The following is an 18,660-nucleotide window of genomic DNA, read 5'->3' as shown; positions in this document are numbered from 1 at the left end:
CCAGACAGCGTACGCCGCCGATGACCACTCGCGACACCCCGGTTCGCCGAGCTCTGTCCGGTTTCACGCCGACGCCCCGCGCGTGCACCTCGGCCGCCCCCGCGCTACACGCGCAGCAGCGGCACCATGACCTGGTCGATCAAGCTGATGAATTCCTCGTCCGTCCATTCGCTCCCGCACACTTTGGAGCGATACATCATCATCGCCGGAATCACATCGCAGACGAATGGGTCCGTCGCTCCGGAACGCACCTCTCCGCGCTCCATTCCGCGCCGCATGACCTCTCTGATGAGTTCCACACTCGGTTCGATGACACCCTCGACGATCACTGCATGGAAACGCTCCGCGGTTGCCGTGTCGCACTCGTGAAGAACGGCCATGAGGGCATAGCCGGGGCGTGACGTCATGGCCGTACGCATCTGACGGCACAGTTGCAGCAGGTCCTCCCGGACGCTGCCGTGATCCGGAATGCCCACCAGGTCCGGCAGCCCGGCCTGCAGCGCGTCCACGACGAGGTCCTCCTTGGACGGCCAGCGCCGGTACACCGCGGCCTTGCCCGTCTGAGCACCCGCGGCCACGCCCTCCATCGTCAGCCCGCTCCAGCCGACCGTACTGAGCTGCTCCAGCGCGGACTCAAGAATCGCGCGCTCCAGCACGGGGCCTCGGCGGCGCGAGGAGACCGCCTGCGCGGAGGCAGCCGTCCAACGCGAAGTAACCATCTACACATCTCCGTTGAGCAATCAAGGCAGTTCCAGTGAACGCTTGCGTTCACTGTCAGGGTTTCACTACCGTAGGCCGCGACAGTGAACGTATGCGTTCACTAACGCACTTGTGGGGGACCCATAGTGACAACCTCTCAGTTAAAACAAGATCAGAAGCCAGGTGCGGCCCGTCGAGAAGGCCGCCCCGGTGTGGCGCTCACCATCATCGCTGCCTGCCAACTCATGGTGGTCCTGGACGCGACGATTGTGAACATCGCGCTCCCGCACATTCAGGACGCGCTCAAGTTCTCCACGACAGACCTCACTTGGGTCGTGAGTGCGTACACCCTCACCTTCGGCGGCCTGCTGCTTCTCGGTGGCCGCGCCGGTGACATCCTCGGTCGCCGCCGGGTCTTCATGACCGGCATCCTGCTCTTCACGCTCGCCTCGCTGCTCGGCGGATTCGCCCAGGAACCCTGGCAGTTGCTGGCGGCACGCGCCCTGCAGGGCGTCGGTGGCGCGATCGCGTCACCCACGTCGCTCGCGTTGATCACGACCACGTTCCCCGAGGGGCCCGAGCGGAATCGCGCGTTCGGTGTCTTCGCTGCCGTCTCCGCGGGTGGTGGCGCGATCGGCCTGCTCGCGGGCGGCATGCTCACCGAGTGGCTGGACTGGCGCTGGGTGCTGTTCGTCAACGTGCCCATCGGTGTGCTGATCGCCTTCCTCACCCCGCTCTACATCAGTGAGTCCGAGCGCCATCCCGGCCGCTTCGACTTCGTGGGCGCGCTGACCTCGACCGCGGGCATGGCCGCACTCGTCTACGGCTTCATCCGGGCGTCCGAGGAGGGCTGGCGCGACGGCCTCACCCTGGGGTCGTTCGGCGCGGCGGTCGTGCTGCTCGCCGCCTTCGTCCTCATCGAGAGCCGGGCGAAGGAACCGATCACACCACTGAAGATGTTCGCCGACCGCAACCGGTCGGGCACCTACGTGATCATGCTCAGCCTGGCCGCCGCCATGTTCGGCATGTTCTTCTTCATCGTTCTCTTCGTCCAGAACGTGTTGAGCTACACCCCCATCGAAGCCGGTCTCGCCTTCCTCCCCGTGACGGTCGCGATCGTGATCGGCGCGGGTCTGTCGCAGCGGTTCCTGCCGGTTCTCGGACCCAAGCCGTTCATGGTGACCGGCTCCGCCATCGTCGCTCTCGGCCTTGGGTGGCAGACGTTCATCACTCCGGACAGCTCGTACGTCAGCGGGGTCCTCGGGCCGATGGTCCTGTTCGGCTTCGGCATGGGTCTCAACTTCGTGACGCTGACGCTGACCGCGGTGTCGGGCGTCGCCGTGCACGAGGCGGGAGCGGCGTCCGGACTGCTCAACGCGACGCAGCAGGTGGGCGGTTCGCTGGGCCTGTCCATCCTGACGACGGTCTTCGGCACGGCGAGCCGGGACGAGACCAAGGAACAGGTCCCGGACTTCATGGCGAAGGCCTCGCCGGAGCAGAAGGCCGAGTTCGCCAAATCGGGAGAGCTTCCCGCTCCCTGGGGCCACGAGGTGCTGTCCACCGGCATCTCCACGGCCTTCCTGCCGGCTGTCGGCATGGCCGTACTCGCCCTGGTCACGGCCATGCTCGTGATCCGGGTGCGCAAGAGCGACCTGGACGCACTCTCCGGTACGGCGAGCGCGGCAGGTCCAGCGGGGGGCTGACGGGGGCCGTGTGTGCCGGGCCGTTCGCGACGGCGAGACCGGCCCGGCACACACGTTGGTCAGCTCACCTCTGAGGGCGCGCGTCAGCGGTCCTCAGCGTACGAATCACCGGCCTGCTCCGGCCCTCAGGCAGCAGCCACCGGCACCCAGGCGGGCAGCGGCTCGGTCCGCTCCAGCCATGCGGCCGGGGGCGCGCCACCCGCGTCAGCACCGGCACCGGCGCCCGCGGCGACGACCCCACCCACGATCGCGCACGTGGTGTCCATGTCACCGCCCACCCGCACGGTCGCCCAGAAGCCCGTTTCGTAGTCGCCGAGCGCGCGTGCCGCCGACCACAGCGCGAACGGCACCGTGTCGTGCGCCGTCGTGCGGCGCCCGCACCCCAGCACCGCCGCCACCGTCCCGGCGTCCCCGTAGTCGAGCATGTCCCGGGCCCTGCGCAGCCCGGCGCCCACAGCACTGCGGGGTACGAGGTCGATGACCCCGTCGAGCAGCGCCTTGGGAGCCGGCGGCCCCGCGGGGTCGGCGGCCAGCGCGGCCGCGGCGGCCACTGCCATCGCCCCGACGACGGCCTCGCGGTGCTGGTGGGTCGGGTAGGCCGAGATCTCCGCCTGGTGGGTCGCCTGCTCCGGGTCGTCGGCGTACCAGGCGCCGAGCGGAGCGATCCGCATGGACGCGCCGTTGCCCCATGACCCCTGCCCCTTGAACAGGGCGGAGGCCAGCTCCCGCCAGTCCCCGCCGTCCCGGATCCGGCCGAGCAACTGGTTCACGGCGGGGCCGTACCCCCGCTCGACGTGGTGGTGCTCGGCGAAGGAGCGGGCCAGCTCGTCCTGGTCGATCCTGCCGTGGGCAGCGAGGACGGACAGCACGGAGCAGGCCATCTCGGTGTCATCGGTCCAGGGCCAGGGGCCCTCGGGCAGCTCGCGCCGCTTGAGCAGTGGGTAGTGCGCGGGCGTGAAGAACTGGGAGCCCAGCGCGTCCCCCACCGCAAGACCACGCAGGCTGGCGAGGGCGCGGTGCAGGCGCTGGTCTGGAGAGAGGTCAGCGGTCATCGCCCTGTCACTCTATCCGGTGATGCCGTACGGCTCCGGCTCACGCCAGCGCTCGAACGGCCGGTCGAGTGTGTACTTGCCGTCCTCGCCGAGCAGTAGCGTCCGCGTCTCGCCGTTGCCGGGGTTGGACAGCGACTCGAACTCCGCCACCGACCAGTGGAACCAGCGCATGCAGAACAGCCGCATGGTCAGCCCGTGGGTGACGAGCAGGACGTTCGGCGGGTGGTCCGGGGCCTCGAAGCTGCGGTACAGGCTCTCCAGGAAGGAGCCGACGCGGTCGTAGACGTCGGCACCGGACTCGCCCTGGGCGAAGCGGTAGAAGAAGTGGCCGTAGGCGTCGCGGTAGGCCTTCTGGAGCTTGACGTCGTCCCTGTCCTGCCAGTTCCCCCAGTCCTGCTCCCGCAGCCGCGGCTCCTCCCGCACCCGCACCCGGTCGGGGTCGAGGCGCAGGGCCCGGAAGGTCTCGTGGGTGCGGCGGTACGGCGAGACGTACACGCTCACGTGCTCCTGACCGAACAGCTCCCGCAGGTGTTTCCCGGTCTCCTCCGCCTGGCGCCACCCGGTCTCGGTGAGCGCCAGGGCATGGTCGGGCTCGCGTTCGTACACGGTGTCGTCGGCGTTGCCGGCCGACTCGCCGTGCCGGACGAGGACGATGCGCCGCGGTCGTGCCATGGGTCGACCCTAGATCGGTGGCACCCCGGGCGGGTCAGGAGGGTAGCCGTCCGGACTCCATCCGGCGTATTCGTCCCGTGAAACGGCCGCGCAGGAGCCGGTCGTGCGAGACGACCACGAGAGCTCCCGTCCACTGCTCAAGGGCCTCCTCCAGTTCCTCCACGAGGGCGAGCGCCAGGTGGTTGCCCGGCTCGTCGAGCAGGAGCAGGTCCGCGGGTCTGGCGAGCAGCCGGGCGAGGGCGAGCCTCCGGCGCTGTCCGGCGGAGAGCGAGCCGACGGGGACGTGGAGGTCGCGGGCGTGGAACAGGCCGTAGGAGAGCAGCAGTTCGGCCTTCTCCTCGACTGTGAGCGGCAGGCCTTTCCCGAAGGTGTCGAGGACGCGCTCCGCCGGTCGGTGCACCGGGATCTCCTGGGCGAGGTACCCGATGCGGCCCCGGCGGACGACGGAGCCCTCGTCCGGTTCGAGCACGCCCGCCATGGTGCGCAGCAGGGTGGACTTGCCCGCGCCGTTGCCACCGTGGACGAGGAGTCGCTCGCCCGCCGACACCGTCAGCTCCGGGACGGACAGGCGGTCCCCGACCCGGACGTCCCGCAGGGTCACCAGGTCCCCGCCCACAGCCCCGGCCTCCGGGCGGGCGGCGAAGCGCAGGGGCGCGGGCGGCTTGGGCACCGGGTGGTCGTGCAGCCGGCGCAGCCTCTCCTGCGCGTTGCGCACGCGCCCGGCGACGGAGGCCTGCACGCGGCCTCCCGCGCGGTCGTACGCCATTTTGTTGTTGTCCTTCATGCCGCGGCCGCCCGCCACGGCGTGGGCCGTGGTCGCCGCGAACTCCTCCAGCCGTCGTATCTCCTCGCACCACTCCGCGTAGGCCTGCTCCCAGCGCCTTCTCGCTGCCGCGCGCTCGGCCAGCAGGCCCTGATAGCCGCCCCCGTAGCGCACGACCGCGCGGCGGGCCTCGTCCACTTCGAGGATCGCGGTGGCCACGCGCTCCAGGAAGGTCCGGTCGTGCGAGACCGCGACGACCGTGCCGTGGTGCGCCAGCAGGGAGGCCTCCAGCCAGTCGAGGGCGCTCTCGTCGAGATGGTTGGTCGGCTCGTCCAGGAACATCACTTCCGGGGCGGCGGCGATCAGGCAGGCCAGGCCGAGGCGGGCCTGCTCGCCGCCCGAGAGGCTGCCCAGCTGCCGTCCGCGGTCTATGCGGGCGAGTCCGAGGCCGTGCATGGCCTTGTCGACGCGGGCGTCGGCCTCGTATCCGCCGCGCAGTTCGAAGGCCGTGAGGAGGTCGCCGTACTCGCTGAGCACAGCCTCGGACGCCGCGTCGAGCCTCGTCTCCAGCTCACGCAACCGGCTTTCCATGGTGCGCAGTTCGGCCAGGGCGGCGTCGATCGCGTCCCCCACGCGACGGTCCGCCGGCAGCTGCGGGGTCTGCGCGAGGAATCCCGCGCCGCCCTCCGCGACGGTGACCACGTCACCGCTGTCCGGCCGGTCCTGTCCGGCAAGGAGGCGCAGCAGTGTCGACTTTCCCGCGCCGTTCTCGCCGACGATCCCGATGCGCTCACCGGGCCGGACCGTGAAGGAGACGTCGCCGAGCAGGAGGCGGTCGCCCCTGGCCTTCGTCACGCCACGTACCGAGATCTGTGTAGGCATGGGCACCCCCGTTTCCGTACATGCCACTTCCACCCGCCGCCGGGCAAACGCAACCCGCGTCGCATTACGATGAGTGTGACACAGTCGCCAGCGCTAATGCAACCGAAGTAGCACTTGAGCGCGACACCACTCGACGCAGCCGGGAAGACAGCCCGGCGCGGTCGGCCGGCCAGAGGAAGCGAAGGACCGAGATGAAGAACGAGGGCGTTCACGCCGACGAGCGACCGGCACCCGGAACGCGCCGCCCCGGCGGCCGCACCGCCCGCACCCGCGCGGCGGTCCGCGACGCGGTCCTGAGCGGGCTCAGCGACCACGGCTACCCGGGCCTGACGATCGAGTACGTCGCCGAGCACTCCGGCGTGCACAAGACCACGCTGTACCGACGCTGGGGCGGCCTGGAGGGCCTGATGGCCGACGCGCTCGACCTCGCGGGCGAGGACGCGTGGACCCCGCCGGACACCGGCAGCCTGGAAGGTGATCTGCGCGCGCTCGCGCACGAGGTCGTCGACGCGTTCGCCGACGAGTCGAAGGCCGCGGCGCCGACCGCCTTCGTCGCCGCCTCGTTCCAGTCGCCGCGCGCGGCCGACGCCCTGCGGGCCTTCTACGCCGAGCGGTTCTCCCGCTGCGAGGCCGTGGTCGCACGAGCCGTGGAGCGGGGCGAGGCGGACCGGGACACCGACGCGGCGGCGCTCGTGCGCGCCGTCTCCGCGCCACTGATGCTCCGTCTGTTCGTCACGCGGGAGCCCATCGATGCGGCGCTCGCCGACCAGTCCGCGGCCGTGGCACTCGCGGCCACGCGCGCGGGGGCGTTCATGAGGCGCTGACTACGACTGGTTACGGCTGACTGCGTAATGACCCCTCACACCGTCCACGAAGGTTCCAACTGCACGACATCCCCCGCGAGCGCCGCCACATCCGCTTCGGTCTGTGCGCGCAGCGCGAGCCGTTCCACCCGCTCCACGCGGTACTTCCCGTGCTCGGCCGCCGACTGCCACATGGAGAGGACCAGGAACTCATGGCCCGGGGCTTCGCCGAAGAGCCCCCGGACCATGCCGGGCGAGCCCGCCATGGCAGGGTTCCAGACCTTCTCCTGCATCAGCGCGAAGTTCTCCACGCGCGCCTCATGAACGCGGCAGTGCGCCACCCGGACCACGTCCGCGTCCGTGAACCGCGGCTCGAACCCCGTCTTCACGTCGAAGCGGTGGTCGAAGAGCTTGGCCTGCAGGTTCTTGTACGTGCCCACCTGCGCCGAGGCCAGCCGGTCGTGCGAGCGGGCCATGAAGGAGTCGTAGAAGGCGCGGCTCTCCCAGAACGCGAAGACATGCGCCACATCCGGTCGACCGCGACTCCACCCTCCGCCCTGTCCCCGGAACCCCGGCTCCCCCAGAAGCCCCGCCCACTTTCGCTGCGCCCGCTCGAAACCCCGGCGGTCCACCACGGTGCAGCGAATCCACTTGACCAGCACCGCGCCATCGTACGGCGCGGCGCGTGGCCAGGGTCACGCTCCGGCGTAGTGCACCCGGATCAGCTCGGCGAACTCGTCGTCCCCCAACTCGATGCCGAACTCCCGCACGAGCGTGTCCCGCAACTCGCTTACAGGTACGTCGCGTTCGTCACGGGAGCCGTCGGGGCGCGTTCGGGTCAGTTGCGCGCCGATCAGCCGACACCGCACGCCGGGGGCGGCCTGTTGCAGCACTGGGCGCCGGATGAAAGGAGATCTGGGGTGAGTTGAGGTGTAGTGGTTCATCACTACGTAGTCGACGGGCAAGCACCCGGTCGTCGTGTACGCGTAGAGGTCGAACCAACCGTCGGCGTTCTGGGTGCGAAGTACCCGCACCCCTTCCTCTTCGCTCCCGATGCCGAACCGCCACTCTCCTTGGCTTACGTCGACGCCCGCACGCAGGGGGATCGGTTCGAGCAGCCCGTCGGCGCCGAACCCGACATCGCAGTGCCACTGCTCACCGTCGGCCTCGACGTCCAGGAGCATGTGCGTCACCGCGCGCGTGGTGGACGCTCCCGCCCTGACCCGGGCACCGAGCCCCTTGACCGAGAAGCCGATGCGCTCCAGGGCGGCGGCGAACAGCAGGTTCTGTTCGTAGCAGTAGCCGCCGCGGCGCCGGTGCACCATCTTGTCCTGCAGTGCCGCCAGGTCCAGCAGGACCGGCCGACCGAGCATGATCTCCAGATTCTCGAAGGGGATCGAGGCCACGTGCCCGCGGTGGAGCGCGCGCAGCGTCTCCAGGTCCGGCTTGGCCTCGCCCTCGTACCCGATCCTGGCCAAGTAGGCCTCGATGTCCAGCTCTTCCCCGTTCCACGTCATGAGGGCAATGATCGCAGGCGATCCGAAGGGTTCACGGCACCGATGTCAGCGGCAGGCCTTAGCGTGGTCGTAGCACTGACAACGCACGAAGACCGAGGGGGAGTTCGGTGAGCAACATCAAGAAGGGGCTGAAGAAGGTCGAGGTCGGCCTGCGATGGGATCCGAGCCCCCTCGGCACGCCCTCCCACGACCTGGACATCGTCGCCGCGACGTACACCTCCGAGGACCTCCACGGCAGTCCCGCCTACCTCGTGCACTTCGACAGCCGTTCCCCGGACGGCACGATCACGCTCAGCAGGGACAGCAAGACCGGCCAGGGCTTCGGATACGACGAGGTCATGGTCCTGGAGCTGGAGCGGCTCTCCGAGAGGTACGTCCGTGTGGTGGTCGGCGTGGCCATCCAGCAGCCCCCGGAGGGCCGGGTCTTCGGGGACATACTGAATGCCTCGGTCCGGATCCGCGAGGGGTACACGGACCTCGTCGAGCACGACTTCGCGGAAGTGGCCGGTTCCACGGCCTCCGTGGTCGCCGAGTTCACCCGGGACCAGCCGGGCGGTCCTTGGACGTTCCGCGAGGTGCTCCAGGGCTTCGACACCGACCTGGCGTCCTTCACGGCCGCGATGGGCGGCGTCCGCTGAGACGAGGTGAGGGGCGGGGGGCCCGAAGGCCCCCCGCCCCTCACCTCACGGCGTCAAGCGATCAGCTGCAGCCGCTGGTGGAGCCGCAGCCCTCGCAGATGTAGCACGAGCCCGCGCGCTGCATCTTCGTGCCGCAGGAGAAGCACAGCGGCGCGTCGGCCTGGATGCCCAGCTGCATCTCGACGAGCTCGGCGCTGGTGTGCGCCTGCTGCGGAGCGGCCGCCTCGGCCTCCGGCTTCGGCGTGGCGACGGCCTTCAGGACCTCCGTCTGCCGCGGGGCGGACTGGGCGAGGCCCTCGACGTCGACGTCCTCGTCGGCAGGCTCGTACGAACCGGTCTCCAGGTGACGCTGACGCTCCTCGGCGGAGTGGATGCCGAGCGCGGAGCGGGTCTCGAAGGGCAGGAAGTCCAGCGCCAGGCGGCGGAAGATGTAGTCGACGATCGACTGCGCCATCCGCACGTCCGGGTCGTCCGTCATGCCGGCCGGCTCGAAGCGCATGTTCGTGAACTTGGAAACGTACGTCTCCAGGGGCACGCCGTACTGCAGGCCGACGGAGACGGCGATGGAGAAGGCGTCCATCATGCCCGCGAGGGTCGAACCCTGCTTGGACATCTTGAGGAAGACCTCGCCCAGACCGTCGTCCGGGTAGGAGTTCGCCGTCATGTAGCCCTCGGCGCCACCGACCGTGAAGGACGTGGTGATGCCGGGACGGCCCTTCGGCAGACGCTTGCGGACCGGGCGGTACTCGACGACCTTCTCGACCGCGCTGCGGATCGTGCCCTCGGCCTTCTCGGCGATCTCGGTCTTCTCCTCCTCCTTCTTCTTGGCGGAGAGGGGCTGACCGACCTTGCAGTTGTCGCGGTAGATCGCGAGCGCCTTGACGCCCAGCTTCCAGGCCTCGAAGTAGACCTCCTCGACGTCCTCGACGGTCGCGGTCTCGGGGAGGTTGACCGTCTTGGAGAGCGCGCCGGAGATCCACGGCTGGATGGCCGCCATCATCCGGACGTGACCCATCGCGGAGATGGAGCGCTCGCCCATGGCGCAGTCGAAGACCTCGTAGTGCTTGGTCTTCAGGCCCGGGGCGTCGATCACATTGCCGTGCTCGGCGATGTGGGCGACGATCGCCTCGATCTGCTCCTCCTGGTAGCCCAGGCGACGCAGGGCCTGCGGCACGGTGCCGTTGACGATCTGCATCGAGCCGCCGCCGACGAGCTTCTTGAACTTGACCAGGGCCAGGTCGGGCTCGAGGCCGGTCGTGTCGCAGGACATGGCGAGACCGATGGTGCCGGTGGGCGCGATGACCGAGGCCTGCGAGTTACGGAAACCGTTCTTCTCGCCGAGGCGCAGGACGTCCTGCCAGGCCTCCGTGGCGGCGGCCCAGATCGGGGTGTCCAGGTCGTCGATGCGGACGGCCGAGGCGTTGGCGTCGGCGTGCTGCTTCATGACGCGCTTGTGCGGGGTGGCGTTGCGGGCGTAGCCGTCGTAGGCGCCGACGACCGCCGCGAGCTCCGCGGAGCGCTTGTACGAGGTGCCGGTCATCAGCGACGTGATGGCACCGGCGAGGGCGCGGCCGCCGTCGGAGTCGTACGCGTGGCCGGTCGCCATCAGGAGGGCGCCCAGGTTGGCGTAGCCGATGCCGAGCTGGCGGAAGGCGCGGGTGTTCTCGCCGATCTTCTGGGTCGGGAAGTCTGCGAAGCAGATGGAGATGTCCATCGCCGTGATGACCAGCTCGACGACCTTGGCGAAGCGCTCGGACTCGAACGACTGGGCGCCGTTGCCGTCGTCCTTGAGGAACTTCATCAGGTTCAGCGAGGCGAGGTTGCAGGACGTGTTGTCCAGGTGCATGTACTCGCTGCACGGGTTCGAGCCGTTGATGCGGCCGGACTCCGGGCAGGTGTGCCAGGCGTTGATGGTGTCGTCGTACTGGATGCCGGGGTCGGCGCAGGCCCAGGCGGCCTCGGCCATCTTGCGGAAGAGCGACTTGGCGTCGACCCCCTCGATGACGTCGCCGGTCATGCGGGCACGCAGGCCGAACTTGTCGCCGTTCTCCACGGCCTTCATGAACTCGTCGTTCACACGGACCGAGTTGTTGGCGTTCTGGTACTGGACGGACGTGATGTCGTCGCCGCCCAGGTCCATGTCGAAGCCCGCGTCACGCAGCGCGCGGATCTTCTCCTCTTCCTTCACCTTGGTCTCGATGAAGCCCTCGATGTCGGGGTGGTCGACGTCGAGGATGACCATCTTGGCCGCGCGGCGCGTGGCGCCGCCCGACTTGATCGTTCCTGCGGACGCGTCGGCGCCCCGCATGAAGGAGACCGGACCCGAGGCGTTGCCTCCGGAGGACAGCAGTTCCTTGGAGGAACGGATGCGGGAGAGGTTCAGGCCGGCGCCGGAGCCGCCCTTGAAGATCATGCCCTCTTCCTTGTACCAGTCGAGGATCGACTCCATGGAGTCGTCGACGGACAGGATGAAGCAGGCGGAGACCTGCTGCGGCTGGGGCGTGCCGACGTTGAACCACACCGGGCTGTTGAAGCTGAAGATCTGGTGCAGGAGGGCGTACGCCAGCTCGTGCTCGAAGATCTCGGCGTCGGCGGGCGAGGCGAAGTACTTGTAGTCCTCGCCGGCCTTCCGGTACGTCTTCACGATGCGGTCGATGAGCTGCTTCAGGCTCACCTCGCGCTGCGGCGTGCCGACCGCGCCGCGGAAGTACTTGCTCGTGACGATGTTGACCGCGTTCACCGACCAGAACTCGGGGAACTCGACACCGCGCTGCTCGAAGTTGACCGAACCGTCGCGCCAGTTGGTCATGACGACGTCACGGCGCTCCCAGACCACCTCGTCGTACGGATGCACGCCCGGGGTCGTGTGGATGCGCTCGATGCGCAGGCCCTTGCCGCCCTTGGGACCCTTCGCGCGCGAACCTCGCGCGGGGCCGCTCGTCGTCTCGGTCATGCCGCCTCCCTGTATCAGGCTAAAACGCCCTGAAGTGCCACGTTCTTCCCGCAGCACGGTGTGTGTCTTGTGTCGCGGGCACCACTAGGGGCGACCGCGACAGGTCTGGTTCGCCGTCGGACCGTGAAAGGTCAGTCGCCGGCGGTGGCAGGCTGCGGGACTTCGGCAGTCCCACCGGGCCCGCGGCCGGTCGCGTCACGTTCCGCTCCGGAGCCGTCCGGCGCGGCGTCGCGCCGCTCCCTCAGCTCTTCGACCGCGGCCTCGAAGTCCTCGAGCGAGTCGAACGCCCGGTACACGGACGCGAAGCGCAAATAGGCGACGAGGTCGAGTTCCTGCAACGGGCCGAGTATGGCCAGCCCCACGTCGTGGGTGGTCAGTTCGGCACTTCCGGTGGCCCGGACCGCTTCCTCGACGCGCTGGCCGAGCTGCGCCAGCGCGTCCTCGGTCACAGGCCGCCCCTGGCATGCCTTGCGGACGCCGTTGATGACCTTGGTGCGGCTGAAGGGCTCGGTGACGCCGCTGCGCTTGACGACCATCAGGGAGCAGGTCTCCACGGTCGTGAAACGACGCGAGCAGTCCGGGCACTGACGGCGCCTGCGGATCGACGTGCCGTCATCAGTGGTGCGGCTGTCGACTACACGGCTGTCGGGGTGCCTACAGAAGGGGCAGTGCATGGATCTCCCAACCCTCCTTCATGGCACGACACAGAGGCCTCCAAGGACCCTTGGGCCCCTCGAAGCAGCCCCAAGCATAGGCGATGCCCGCGACCCCGGAAGACCGGGGACCACAACTTCTAGGCTGCGGTCGCAATCCAACCACTACATCTGGGGTTTGCTCGTCATCATCGACGTCACCGCGTGTCGCGGGAGTCTCCGGACGGGCGGGCGCGCGCGGGCCGACGCCGACGCCACCCGGGAGGTCCCAGTGCCCAGTTGACGGGGCACCGAATGGCACTATGGGAGCCTCACCCGGCAGGGCCTGGACCCCGGCGGTGAAGCGTACCGTAATGAACCGAAATTCCTTTCGGCCCGAACGTCAGCCATACACCCAGACACATGATCAGGACAGGGAATCTACGATTTTTCACTCGAACGTGTGTTTGGCGCAACCTTTCGAAAGCAACTACCGTTGGCTAACTAGGGAGAACATCTCGAGAGGGGCCGACCGACGTGACCACCACCGCAGACAGCGCCACCATCACAGCCCAGGACCGCTCCCAGAGCCGATTCGAGCCGGTGCATGCCATGAATGACGCAGCCACGAACCAGGAGGGGCCCAAGCCCACACGCTCCCTGCCGGGCCGACCTCCAGGAATCCGCGCCGACAGCTCCGGGCTCACCGATCGCCAGCGCCGGGTGATCGAGGTCATCAGGGACTCGGTGCAGCGGCGTGGTTACCCGCCGTCGATGCGGGAGATCGGTCAAGCGGTCGGACTCTCCAGCACGTCGTCGGTCGCCCACCAGCTGATGGCCCTCGAGCGCAAGGGTTTCCTGCGCCGCGACCCGCACCGCCCGCGGGCGTACGAGGTCCGGGGCTCGGACCAGCCCAGCACCCAGGCCACCGACACCACGGGCAAGCCGGCCGCTTCGTACGTCCCCCTGGTCGGCCGCATCGCGGCGGGCGGTCCGATCCTCGCCGAGGAGTCCGTCGAGGATGTGTTCCCCCTCCCCCGCCAGCTCGTCGGCGACGGTGAGCTGTTCGTCCTGAAGGTCGTCGGCGACTCCATGATCGAGGCCGCCATCTGTGACGGGGACTGGGTCACGGTCCGCCGCCAGCCCGTCGCCGAGAACGGCGACATCGTCGCCGCCATGCTCGACGGCGAAGCGACCGTCAAGCGCTTCAAGCGCGAGGACGGACACGTCTGGCTCCTGCCGCACAACTCCGCGTACCAGCCGATCCCCGGCGACGAGGCGACCATCCTCGGCAAGGTGGTCGCGGTCCTGCGTCGCGTGTGAGCCTCCGCCCCTGACACGGGCCCCGGGACCTACTGCGCCGGTTCCGGGGCCCGTCTCTTGCGTTCGGAGGGCTGCGCCGTGCGTTTCCAAGGGCTCAGAGACCAGGACGGGGCGGCAGGCTACTCCTCCGCAGCCTCGACGGTCTCCGGCACCCCGGCCCCGCCCGACGCCTCCGCAGCCGTCGCCGCCGCGTCGATCGCCGCCAGGGAGCGACGCACCTGGTTCCGGTCCGTCGTGTACCAGAACTCCGGCAGCGAGGCCCGCAGATAGCTTCCGTAGCGCGCGGTGGCCAGGCGCGGGTCCAGGACCGCCACCACCCCACGGTCCCCCGACGCCCGGACGAGACGACCGGCGCCCTGGGCCATGAGCAGCGCGGCATGGGTCGCCGCGACCGCCATGAAGCCATTGCCGCCCGCCTCGTCCACGGCCTTCTGCCGGGCACTCATCAGCGGGTCGTCGGGGCGCGGGAACGGGATCTTGTCCATGATCACCAGCTGGCAGTTCGCGCCCGGTACGTCGACGCCCTGCCACAGCGAGAGCGTGCCGAACAGACACGTCCGCGCGTCGGCCGCGAACCCCTTGATCAGCTCGCCCAGCGTCTCCTCGCCCTGCAGCAGGATCGGCATGTCGAGCCTGCCCCGCAGCTCCTCGGCCGCCGCCTGGGCCGCCCGCATCGAGGAGAACAGGCCGAGCGTCCGCCCACCCGCCGCCTCGATCAGCTCGGTGAGCTCGTCCAGCATGTCGCCGCGCGTGCCCTCGCGCCCCGGACGTGCCAGGTGCTGCGCGACGTACAGGATGCCCTGCTTGCGGTAGTCGAAGGGCGAGCCGACGTCGACGCCCTTCCAGACGGGCGCGTCCTCGGCCTGGGTGCCCTCCGGGGACAGCCCGAGCGACGCCCCGACGCCGTTGAAGTCGCCGCCGAGCTTGAGCGTGGCGGACGTGAGGACCACCGAGCGGTCGGTGAACAGCTTCTCGCGGAGCAGGCCCGAGACGGACATCGGGGCCACCCTCAGGGAGGCGCCGAAGCGGTCGTGCCGTTCGTACCAGACGACGTCGTACTCGGAGCCGTTCGTGATGCGCTCCGACACGTCGTGGATCGTCTCCACGGAGGCCAGGGCCTGCTTGCGGACCACGTCCTCGTCCTGGACGGACTTGTCGCGGGTCGAGCCGAGTGCCGAGATGACCGTGCGGGCGGCGTCGCGCAGCGCCATCAGGGCATAGCCGAGGTCCTCGGGGACCTCTTCCAGGCGCCCCGGCAGCGCCAGCTCCATGAGCCGCTCGAAGCCCTCTGCGGCGGTCTGGAGCTGATCCGCGGCCTTTTCGTTGACCAGCTTCGCCGCGCGCCGCACCGCGCGGTTGACCTGTCCCGGGGTGAGCTCGCCGGTGGCGACACCAGTGACGCGGGACACTAGCTCATGGGCCTCGTCCACGATCAGCACCTCGTGCTGGGGCAGGACGGGGGCGCCCTCGATGGCGTCGATCGCGAGCAGCGCGTGATTGGTGACCACGACCTCGGCGAGCTTCGCGCGCTCGCGGGCCATCTCGGCGAAGCACTCCTGGCCGTACGCGCACTTCGAGGCGCCCAGGCACTCCCTGGACGAGACGGACACCTGCGCCCAGGCACGGTCGGAGACTCCCGGGGTGAGGTCGTCGCGGTCGCCGGTCTCCGTCTCGTCCGCCCAGTCCCGCATGCGCAGCAGGTCCCGGCCGAGCTTGCTGGTGGGCGTCGCCGCCTCGAACTGGTCGAAGAGACCCTCTTCCTCGTCCTGCGGCACGCCCTCGTGCAGGCGGTGCAGACAGAGATAGTTCGACCGGCCCTTGAGCATGGCGAAGTCGGGGCGGCGGCGCAGCAGCGGATGCAGGGCGTCCACCGTCCGCGGCAGGTCGCGCTCGACCAGCTGGCGCTGCAGCGCCAGGGTGGCCGTCGCGACGACGACCCGCTCCCCGTGCGCCAGCGCGGGCACCAGGTAGCCGAGGGACTTTCCGGTGCCGGTGCCGGCCTGGACCAGCAGGTGGGAACCGTCGTCGATCGCCTCGGCGACGGTCTCGGCCATGGTCACCTGGCCGGGGCGCTCCGTACCGCCGACGGCGGCGACGGCGGCGTGCAGGAGCTCGGGGAGGGAGGGCTTCGTCATAGCTCGACCACCCTACGGTGCCCCACTGACAACACTGCGATCAAGGCTGATGGAGGGGGTTGGCCACGGTCCCGTGGACGGCGGCGTGCGGGCGCTCGGAGCGGTCGCGGTAGCCGTCGAGGTGGAGCCGGTTGCGGTTCAGGCACAGGCGCTCGATACGGGGTGTGAGCAGGTCGAATGTCTCGTACCGCTCCTTCAGCTCGGGGGCGCGGGCCTGGTGCCGCAGGATCTCGGCCCGTACGAGGGACCAGAAGTCGGCCTCCGGGACGCCCAGTTGGTCCTCGCACAGCGGCGCCAGGTAGCGGAAGACGCCCACGAAGAGCCCTGCGTGGATGAACTGGGTCAGGAAGGCCGGCGGCTCGGTGAGCAGGATGCCGCGTACGTCGTCGGGCATGGAGGCGTGCTCCGGCACGGGCTCCGCACTGACATTGACGTCGTCCACGAAGTCCTTGACCGCGAGGCGCACGGGGACATCCTTGTCGTCGAAGACGACGATGGCGTTCTCCCCGTGGGGGGAGAACACCGTTCCGTAGCGGTAGAGGAACTGCAGCAGGGGCGGAAGGAGCGCGGCGAACAGACGCGTCAGCCAGGCCGTGGGCGTCAGCCCGGAGCGGTCGACGAGCTCCGTGACGAAAGCGCGGCCCTGGGGGTCGGTGTGCAGGAGCGCGGCGAGGGTGCGGGCGCGCTCCCCGGGCGCGAGGTAGCGCGTGAGGGGCTCGCGCCAGATGGCACCCAGCAGCTCCTTGTACTGATAGGGAACTTCCGGGAGCGAGTCGTAGACGGGGTGCTCCACTGCGACGGAGGCGACCTCTCCGAGGAGGATCACCCGGCACTCGTCACGCAGGAACGGATCGCTGTCGCGCAGGGCGTGCACCCAGGAGGTGACGGCCGAGGCGGCGACCGTCCGCTCGGTGGGCAGACCTCGCCACACCAGGGTGTTGAGGACCGACAGCGGGAGCTTGATGGTGTGCCGGTCGGGACGGGTGGTGTTCAGGAATGTCCGGATCGACTGCTGCGGCAGACGCAGGTCGCCGTCGCTGGGGAGCGGGACGATGGTCCCCTCGGCGACGGACGGGGCGAACAGGGGCAGCACGACGTCGTCCCACTGCCAGGGGTGCACGGGCAGGTACAGGTACTCCCGGGGGTCGAGGCCGCGTGCGCCGAGTATGGCCGCGTAGGACTCGCGGGTGCCTGCGTCGAGCTCGCGCGCGTAGAGGTCGTCCGCGGTGTCGAGGCCCGGCACGCCCCGGTAGGTGGCGATGCTGTGGTGCACGGCGATCCACGGGATGGCCGCGTCGCTGCGGGCCTCGGGTGCCCAGCGCGCGGCGTCCGTCGCGGAGAAGCCGATGCGGCCCTTGTTGAGGACGAGCCAGGGATGGCCGGTCTGGTGGCCTTCGAGCTCCGCGTAGCCGAAGTCGGCGAGCTGCCCGGCGCTGAGCGCCCCGTGGTCGAGGCGGGTGTCGGCGCTCAGCGTCGCGGTCAGTTCGCGGATGAGGTGGCCGAGGGTGGCGCCGTCGAGGTCCAGGGTGCGGCGGGCGACGGTCAGGAAGCGCAGTGGGTCGGTGCAGGGGCGCGGGCTGCCGGTGCCGTCGGTGAGCGTGAGGCTCGCCGGGTCCACTCGCCAGCTGCCGTAGGCGCCGCGGCGGGCGCGGAAGGTGAGACGCGGGCGGGGCTCGCCGGACGTGGCGGGTTCGTCGAGAAGCAAGGTGTACGTGTCGGCGGCGCGCCCCTCACCGTCCGCGACGCCCTCTTCGCTTTCTACGGCGAACTCTGCGGCCGACCCGCTGCTCCCCCTGGCAGCCTCGCGGCCTTCGGCATCCTCGCCTCGGCTGTCGGCGCTCACTGCCCCCGCCGGTACCGGACTGAGGATCTCTTCGTACGCGAACTCGGCGACGATCTTGGCGAGGAGTCGGCGCCCGGCCTCCTCCCAGCGTTCCGCGGTCAGCTCGGGCGGGTCGTAAAGGGCGGCGGGCTCGTTGGGTGTCGCGGGGTCGGAAAGATTCGGCACGGGGACTCCTCGGGGAGGGAACCGGATCGGGTCGAGCGGTGTATCAGAAGTGGGCGGATCGAAGTGAGCAGATGAGAGGGGCGGGCCGAGCGGGTCACAGCACGGCGCGCAGGGCCCGGTCACGGACCATGAGTGCCGCTCGTTTGTCGGGGAGGTCCACCTCGGCGGCGAAGCGGAAGCCGGCGCTGAGAAAGGCGGAGACAGAGGGGGTGTTGCGCAGGTCTGGTTCGGCTACGACACGTGCGCAGGAGGGGCGGTGATCGAGTACGAGGTCGGCGACGGCCCGCAGCAGGGTGGTGCCGAGGCCTCGGCCGCGATCGGCGACGCCGCCGACGAGGAGGTGGATCCCGGTGTCGTGAGGGCGTGCGGGGTAGTGGCGGGCGAGGGGGTCGAGGTCGGCGCGGTAGATCTCCCAGTAGCTCATGGGGGCGCCGTCGAGGACGCCTAGGCAGGGCACGCTGCGCCCGTCGCCGTCGAGCTGGGGGCGCAGGTGGGTCTCCGTGACGGATGCGGGTCCGGCCAGTTCCCAGAAGGCCGCCACGGCGGGGTCGTTCATCCACCTGCTGATCAGTGCCAGGTCGCGTTCGACGCGTACGGGGACGAGTTGGAAGACGCCGGCTTCGGTGGTGGCCGGGCTCCAGGTGGCCACGTGGTCGAGGAGGTCGCCGCGGGCCGGGTCGGGCTCGGGGGCCGTCGTGGGGTCCGAGCCCGCCGCGGCGTCGGAGCTGAGGTGCGCGGTGTGCCCACCGGAGTCGGCGATGAGCGCGACGAGTTCGTCGGGCAGCCGCAGGTCCAAGGTGTCGTCGCAGTCCGGGGCGCCCGCGGTGGCGGGATCTGTTCCGGCGTCGGTGCTCGCGTCGGTGGGAGGCACGGCGTCGCT

General features: G+C 69.9%; 15 protein-coding genes. 4 read left to right on the top strand and 11 right to left on the bottom strand.

Annotated features, from left to right (window positions below):
- Positions 1 to 104: 104 nt before the first annotated feature.
- Positions 105 to 719 carry a TetR/AcrR family transcriptional regulator gene (locus AB6L24_RS34685; RefSeq protein WP_405662040.1) on the bottom strand — a complete coding sequence of 205 codons (615 nt, stop codon included), beginning with the start codon at positions 717 to 719 and terminating at the stop codon, positions 105 to 107.
- A gap of 126 nt (positions 720 to 845) precedes the next feature.
- Here AB6L24_RS34685 and AB6L24_RS34680 point away from each other — a divergent pair, with 126 nt between their 5' ends.
- A complete protein-coding gene (locus AB6L24_RS34680; protein ID WP_405662036.1) occupies positions 846 to 2,402 on the top strand; it encodes an MFS transporter in 1,557 nt (518 codons plus the stop codon).
- A gap of 125 nt (positions 2,403 to 2,527) precedes the next feature.
- Here the strand turns inward: AB6L24_RS34680 and AB6L24_RS34675 are convergent, their stop codons facing one another.
- The 3 genes from AB6L24_RS34675 to abc-f are packed head-to-tail and all read right to left on the bottom strand — an operon-like array spanning position 2,528 to position 5,771.
- Entirely contained in the window at positions 2,528 to 3,454 is a 927-nt protein-coding gene (locus AB6L24_RS34675) for an ADP-ribosylglycohydrolase family protein (protein WP_405662034.1), read from the bottom strand.
- 12 nt (positions 3,455 to 3,466) lie between these two features.
- Positions 3,467 to 4,126, bottom strand: a complete 660-nt coding sequence (locus AB6L24_RS34670; protein ID WP_030362796.1) for a histidine phosphatase family protein — start codon at positions 4,124 to 4,126, stop codon at positions 3,467 to 3,469.
- A 34-nt stretch (positions 4,127 to 4,160) separates the two neighbouring features.
- A complete protein-coding gene (gene abc-f / locus AB6L24_RS34665; protein ID WP_405662031.1) occupies positions 4,161 to 5,771 on the bottom strand; it encodes a ribosomal protection-like ABC-F family protein in 1,611 nt (536 codons plus the stop codon).
- Between the two features lie 191 nt (positions 5,772 to 5,962).
- Here abc-f and AB6L24_RS34660 point away from each other — a divergent pair, with 191 nt between their 5' ends.
- The gene (locus AB6L24_RS34660) at positions 5,963 to 6,595 is read left to right on the top strand and encodes a TetR/AcrR family transcriptional regulator C-terminal ligand-binding domain-containing protein (RefSeq protein ID WP_405662029.1); all 633 of its coding nucleotides are present in this window, start codon (positions 5,963 to 5,965) and stop codon (positions 6,593 to 6,595) included.
- A gap of 35 nt (positions 6,596 to 6,630) precedes the next feature.
- Here AB6L24_RS34660 and AB6L24_RS34655 read toward each other — a convergent pair whose 3' ends face one another.
- Positions 6,631 to 7,236 carry a YdbC family protein gene (locus AB6L24_RS34655; RefSeq protein ID WP_380860214.1) on the bottom strand — a complete coding sequence of 202 codons (606 nt, stop codon included), beginning with the start codon at positions 7,234 to 7,236 and terminating at the stop codon, positions 6,631 to 6,633.
- A gap of 33 nt (positions 7,237 to 7,269) precedes the next feature.
- Positions 7,270 to 8,091, bottom strand: coding sequence for an arylamine N-acetyltransferase (locus AB6L24_RS34650; RefSeq protein WP_405662025.1), 822 nt, complete (start codon positions 8,089 to 8,091; stop codon positions 7,270 to 7,272).
- 107 nt (positions 8,092 to 8,198) lie between these two features.
- Here AB6L24_RS34650 and AB6L24_RS34645 point away from each other — a divergent pair, with 107 nt between their 5' ends.
- Positions 8,199 to 8,729, top strand: a complete 531-nt coding sequence (locus AB6L24_RS34645) for a TerD family protein (RefSeq protein WP_405662023.1) — start codon at positions 8,199 to 8,201, stop codon at positions 8,727 to 8,729.
- Between the two features lie 61 nt (positions 8,730 to 8,790).
- Here the strand turns inward: AB6L24_RS34645 and AB6L24_RS34640 are convergent, their stop codons facing one another.
- Both AB6L24_RS34640 and nrdR read right to left on the bottom strand, forming a co-directional pair.
- Complete coding sequence (locus AB6L24_RS34640; RefSeq protein ID WP_405662020.1) at positions 8,791 to 11,682, bottom strand: vitamin B12-dependent ribonucleotide reductase; 2,892 nt, start codon at positions 11,680 to 11,682, stop codon at positions 8,791 to 8,793.
- Between the two features lie 131 nt (positions 11,683 to 11,813).
- A complete protein-coding gene (gene nrdR / locus AB6L24_RS34635; protein WP_030362803.1) occupies positions 11,814 to 12,356 on the bottom strand; it encodes a transcriptional regulator NrdR in 543 nt (180 codons plus the stop codon).
- A 495-nt stretch (positions 12,357 to 12,851) separates the two neighbouring features.
- Between nrdR and lexA the strand changes: the two genes are divergently transcribed.
- On the top strand, positions 12,852 to 13,637 hold the full coding sequence (lexA, locus tag AB6L24_RS34630) for a transcriptional repressor LexA (protein ID WP_030362804.1): 786 nt from the start codon (positions 12,852 to 12,854) through the stop codon (positions 13,635 to 13,637).
- Between the two features lie 119 nt (positions 13,638 to 13,756).
- On the opposite strand, the gene AB6L24_RS34625 is transcribed toward lexA, so the two are convergent.
- From AB6L24_RS34625 to AB6L24_RS34615, 3 genes are all read right to left on the bottom strand, one after another.
- On the bottom strand, positions 13,757 to 15,772 hold the full coding sequence (locus AB6L24_RS34625) for an ATP-dependent DNA helicase (protein ID WP_405662016.1): 2,016 nt from the start codon (positions 15,770 to 15,772) through the stop codon (positions 13,757 to 13,759).
- 40 nt (positions 15,773 to 15,812) lie between these two features.
- Positions 15,813 to 17,780: an IucA/IucC family protein gene (locus AB6L24_RS34620; protein ID WP_405662013.1), complete on the bottom strand. Its 1,968-nt coding sequence runs from the start codon at positions 17,778 to 17,780 to the stop codon at positions 15,813 to 15,815.
- Between the two features lie 94 nt (positions 17,781 to 17,874).
- Positions 17,875 to 18,651: a GNAT family N-acetyltransferase gene (locus AB6L24_RS34615; RefSeq protein WP_405662011.1), complete on the bottom strand. Its 777-nt coding sequence runs from the start codon at positions 18,649 to 18,651 to the stop codon at positions 17,875 to 17,877.
- Positions 18,652 to 18,660 lie beyond the last annotated feature (9 nt).

This window comes from Streptomyces sp. RK9 (genome assembly GCF_045070545.1).
Lineage (GTDB): Bacteria > Actinomycetota > Actinomycetes > Streptomycetales > Streptomycetaceae > Streptomyces > Streptomyces alboflavus.
This window is presented reverse-complemented; position numbering and strand designations above follow the sequence as displayed.

Coding starts and splice junctions, on each gene's coding strand:
- AB6L24_RS34670 (WP_030362796.1), bottom strand. CDS start 4,126: ATGGCACGACCGCGGCGCATCGTCCTCGTCCGGCACGGCGAGTCGGCC.
- AB6L24_RS34685 (WP_405662040.1), bottom strand. CDS start 719: ATGGTTACTTCGCGTTGGACGGCTGCCTCCGCGCAGGCGGTCTCCTCG.
- AB6L24_RS34640 (WP_405662020.1), bottom strand. CDS start 11,682: ATGACCGAGACGACGAGCGGCCCCGCGCGAGGTTCGCGCGCGAAGGGT.
- AB6L24_RS34650 (WP_405662025.1), bottom strand. CDS start 8,091: ATGACGTGGAACGGGGAAGAGCTGGACATCGAGGCCTACTTGGCCAGG.
- abc-f (WP_405662031.1), bottom strand. CDS start 5,771: ATGCCTACACAGATCTCGGTACGTGGCGTGACGAAGGCCAGGGGCGAC.
- nrdR (WP_030362803.1), bottom strand. CDS start 12,356: ATGCACTGCCCCTTCTGTAGGCACCCCGACAGCCGTGTAGTCGACAGC.
- AB6L24_RS34660 (WP_405662029.1), top strand. CDS start 5,963: ATGAAGAACGAGGGCGTTCACGCCGACGAGCGACCGGCACCCGGAACG.
- AB6L24_RS34675 (WP_405662034.1), bottom strand. CDS start 3,454: ATGACCGCTGACCTCTCTCCAGACCAGCGCCTGCACCGCGCCCTCGCC.
- AB6L24_RS34625 (WP_405662016.1), bottom strand. CDS start 15,772: ATGACGAAGCCCTCCCTCCCCGAGCTCCTGCACGCCGCCGTCGCCGCC.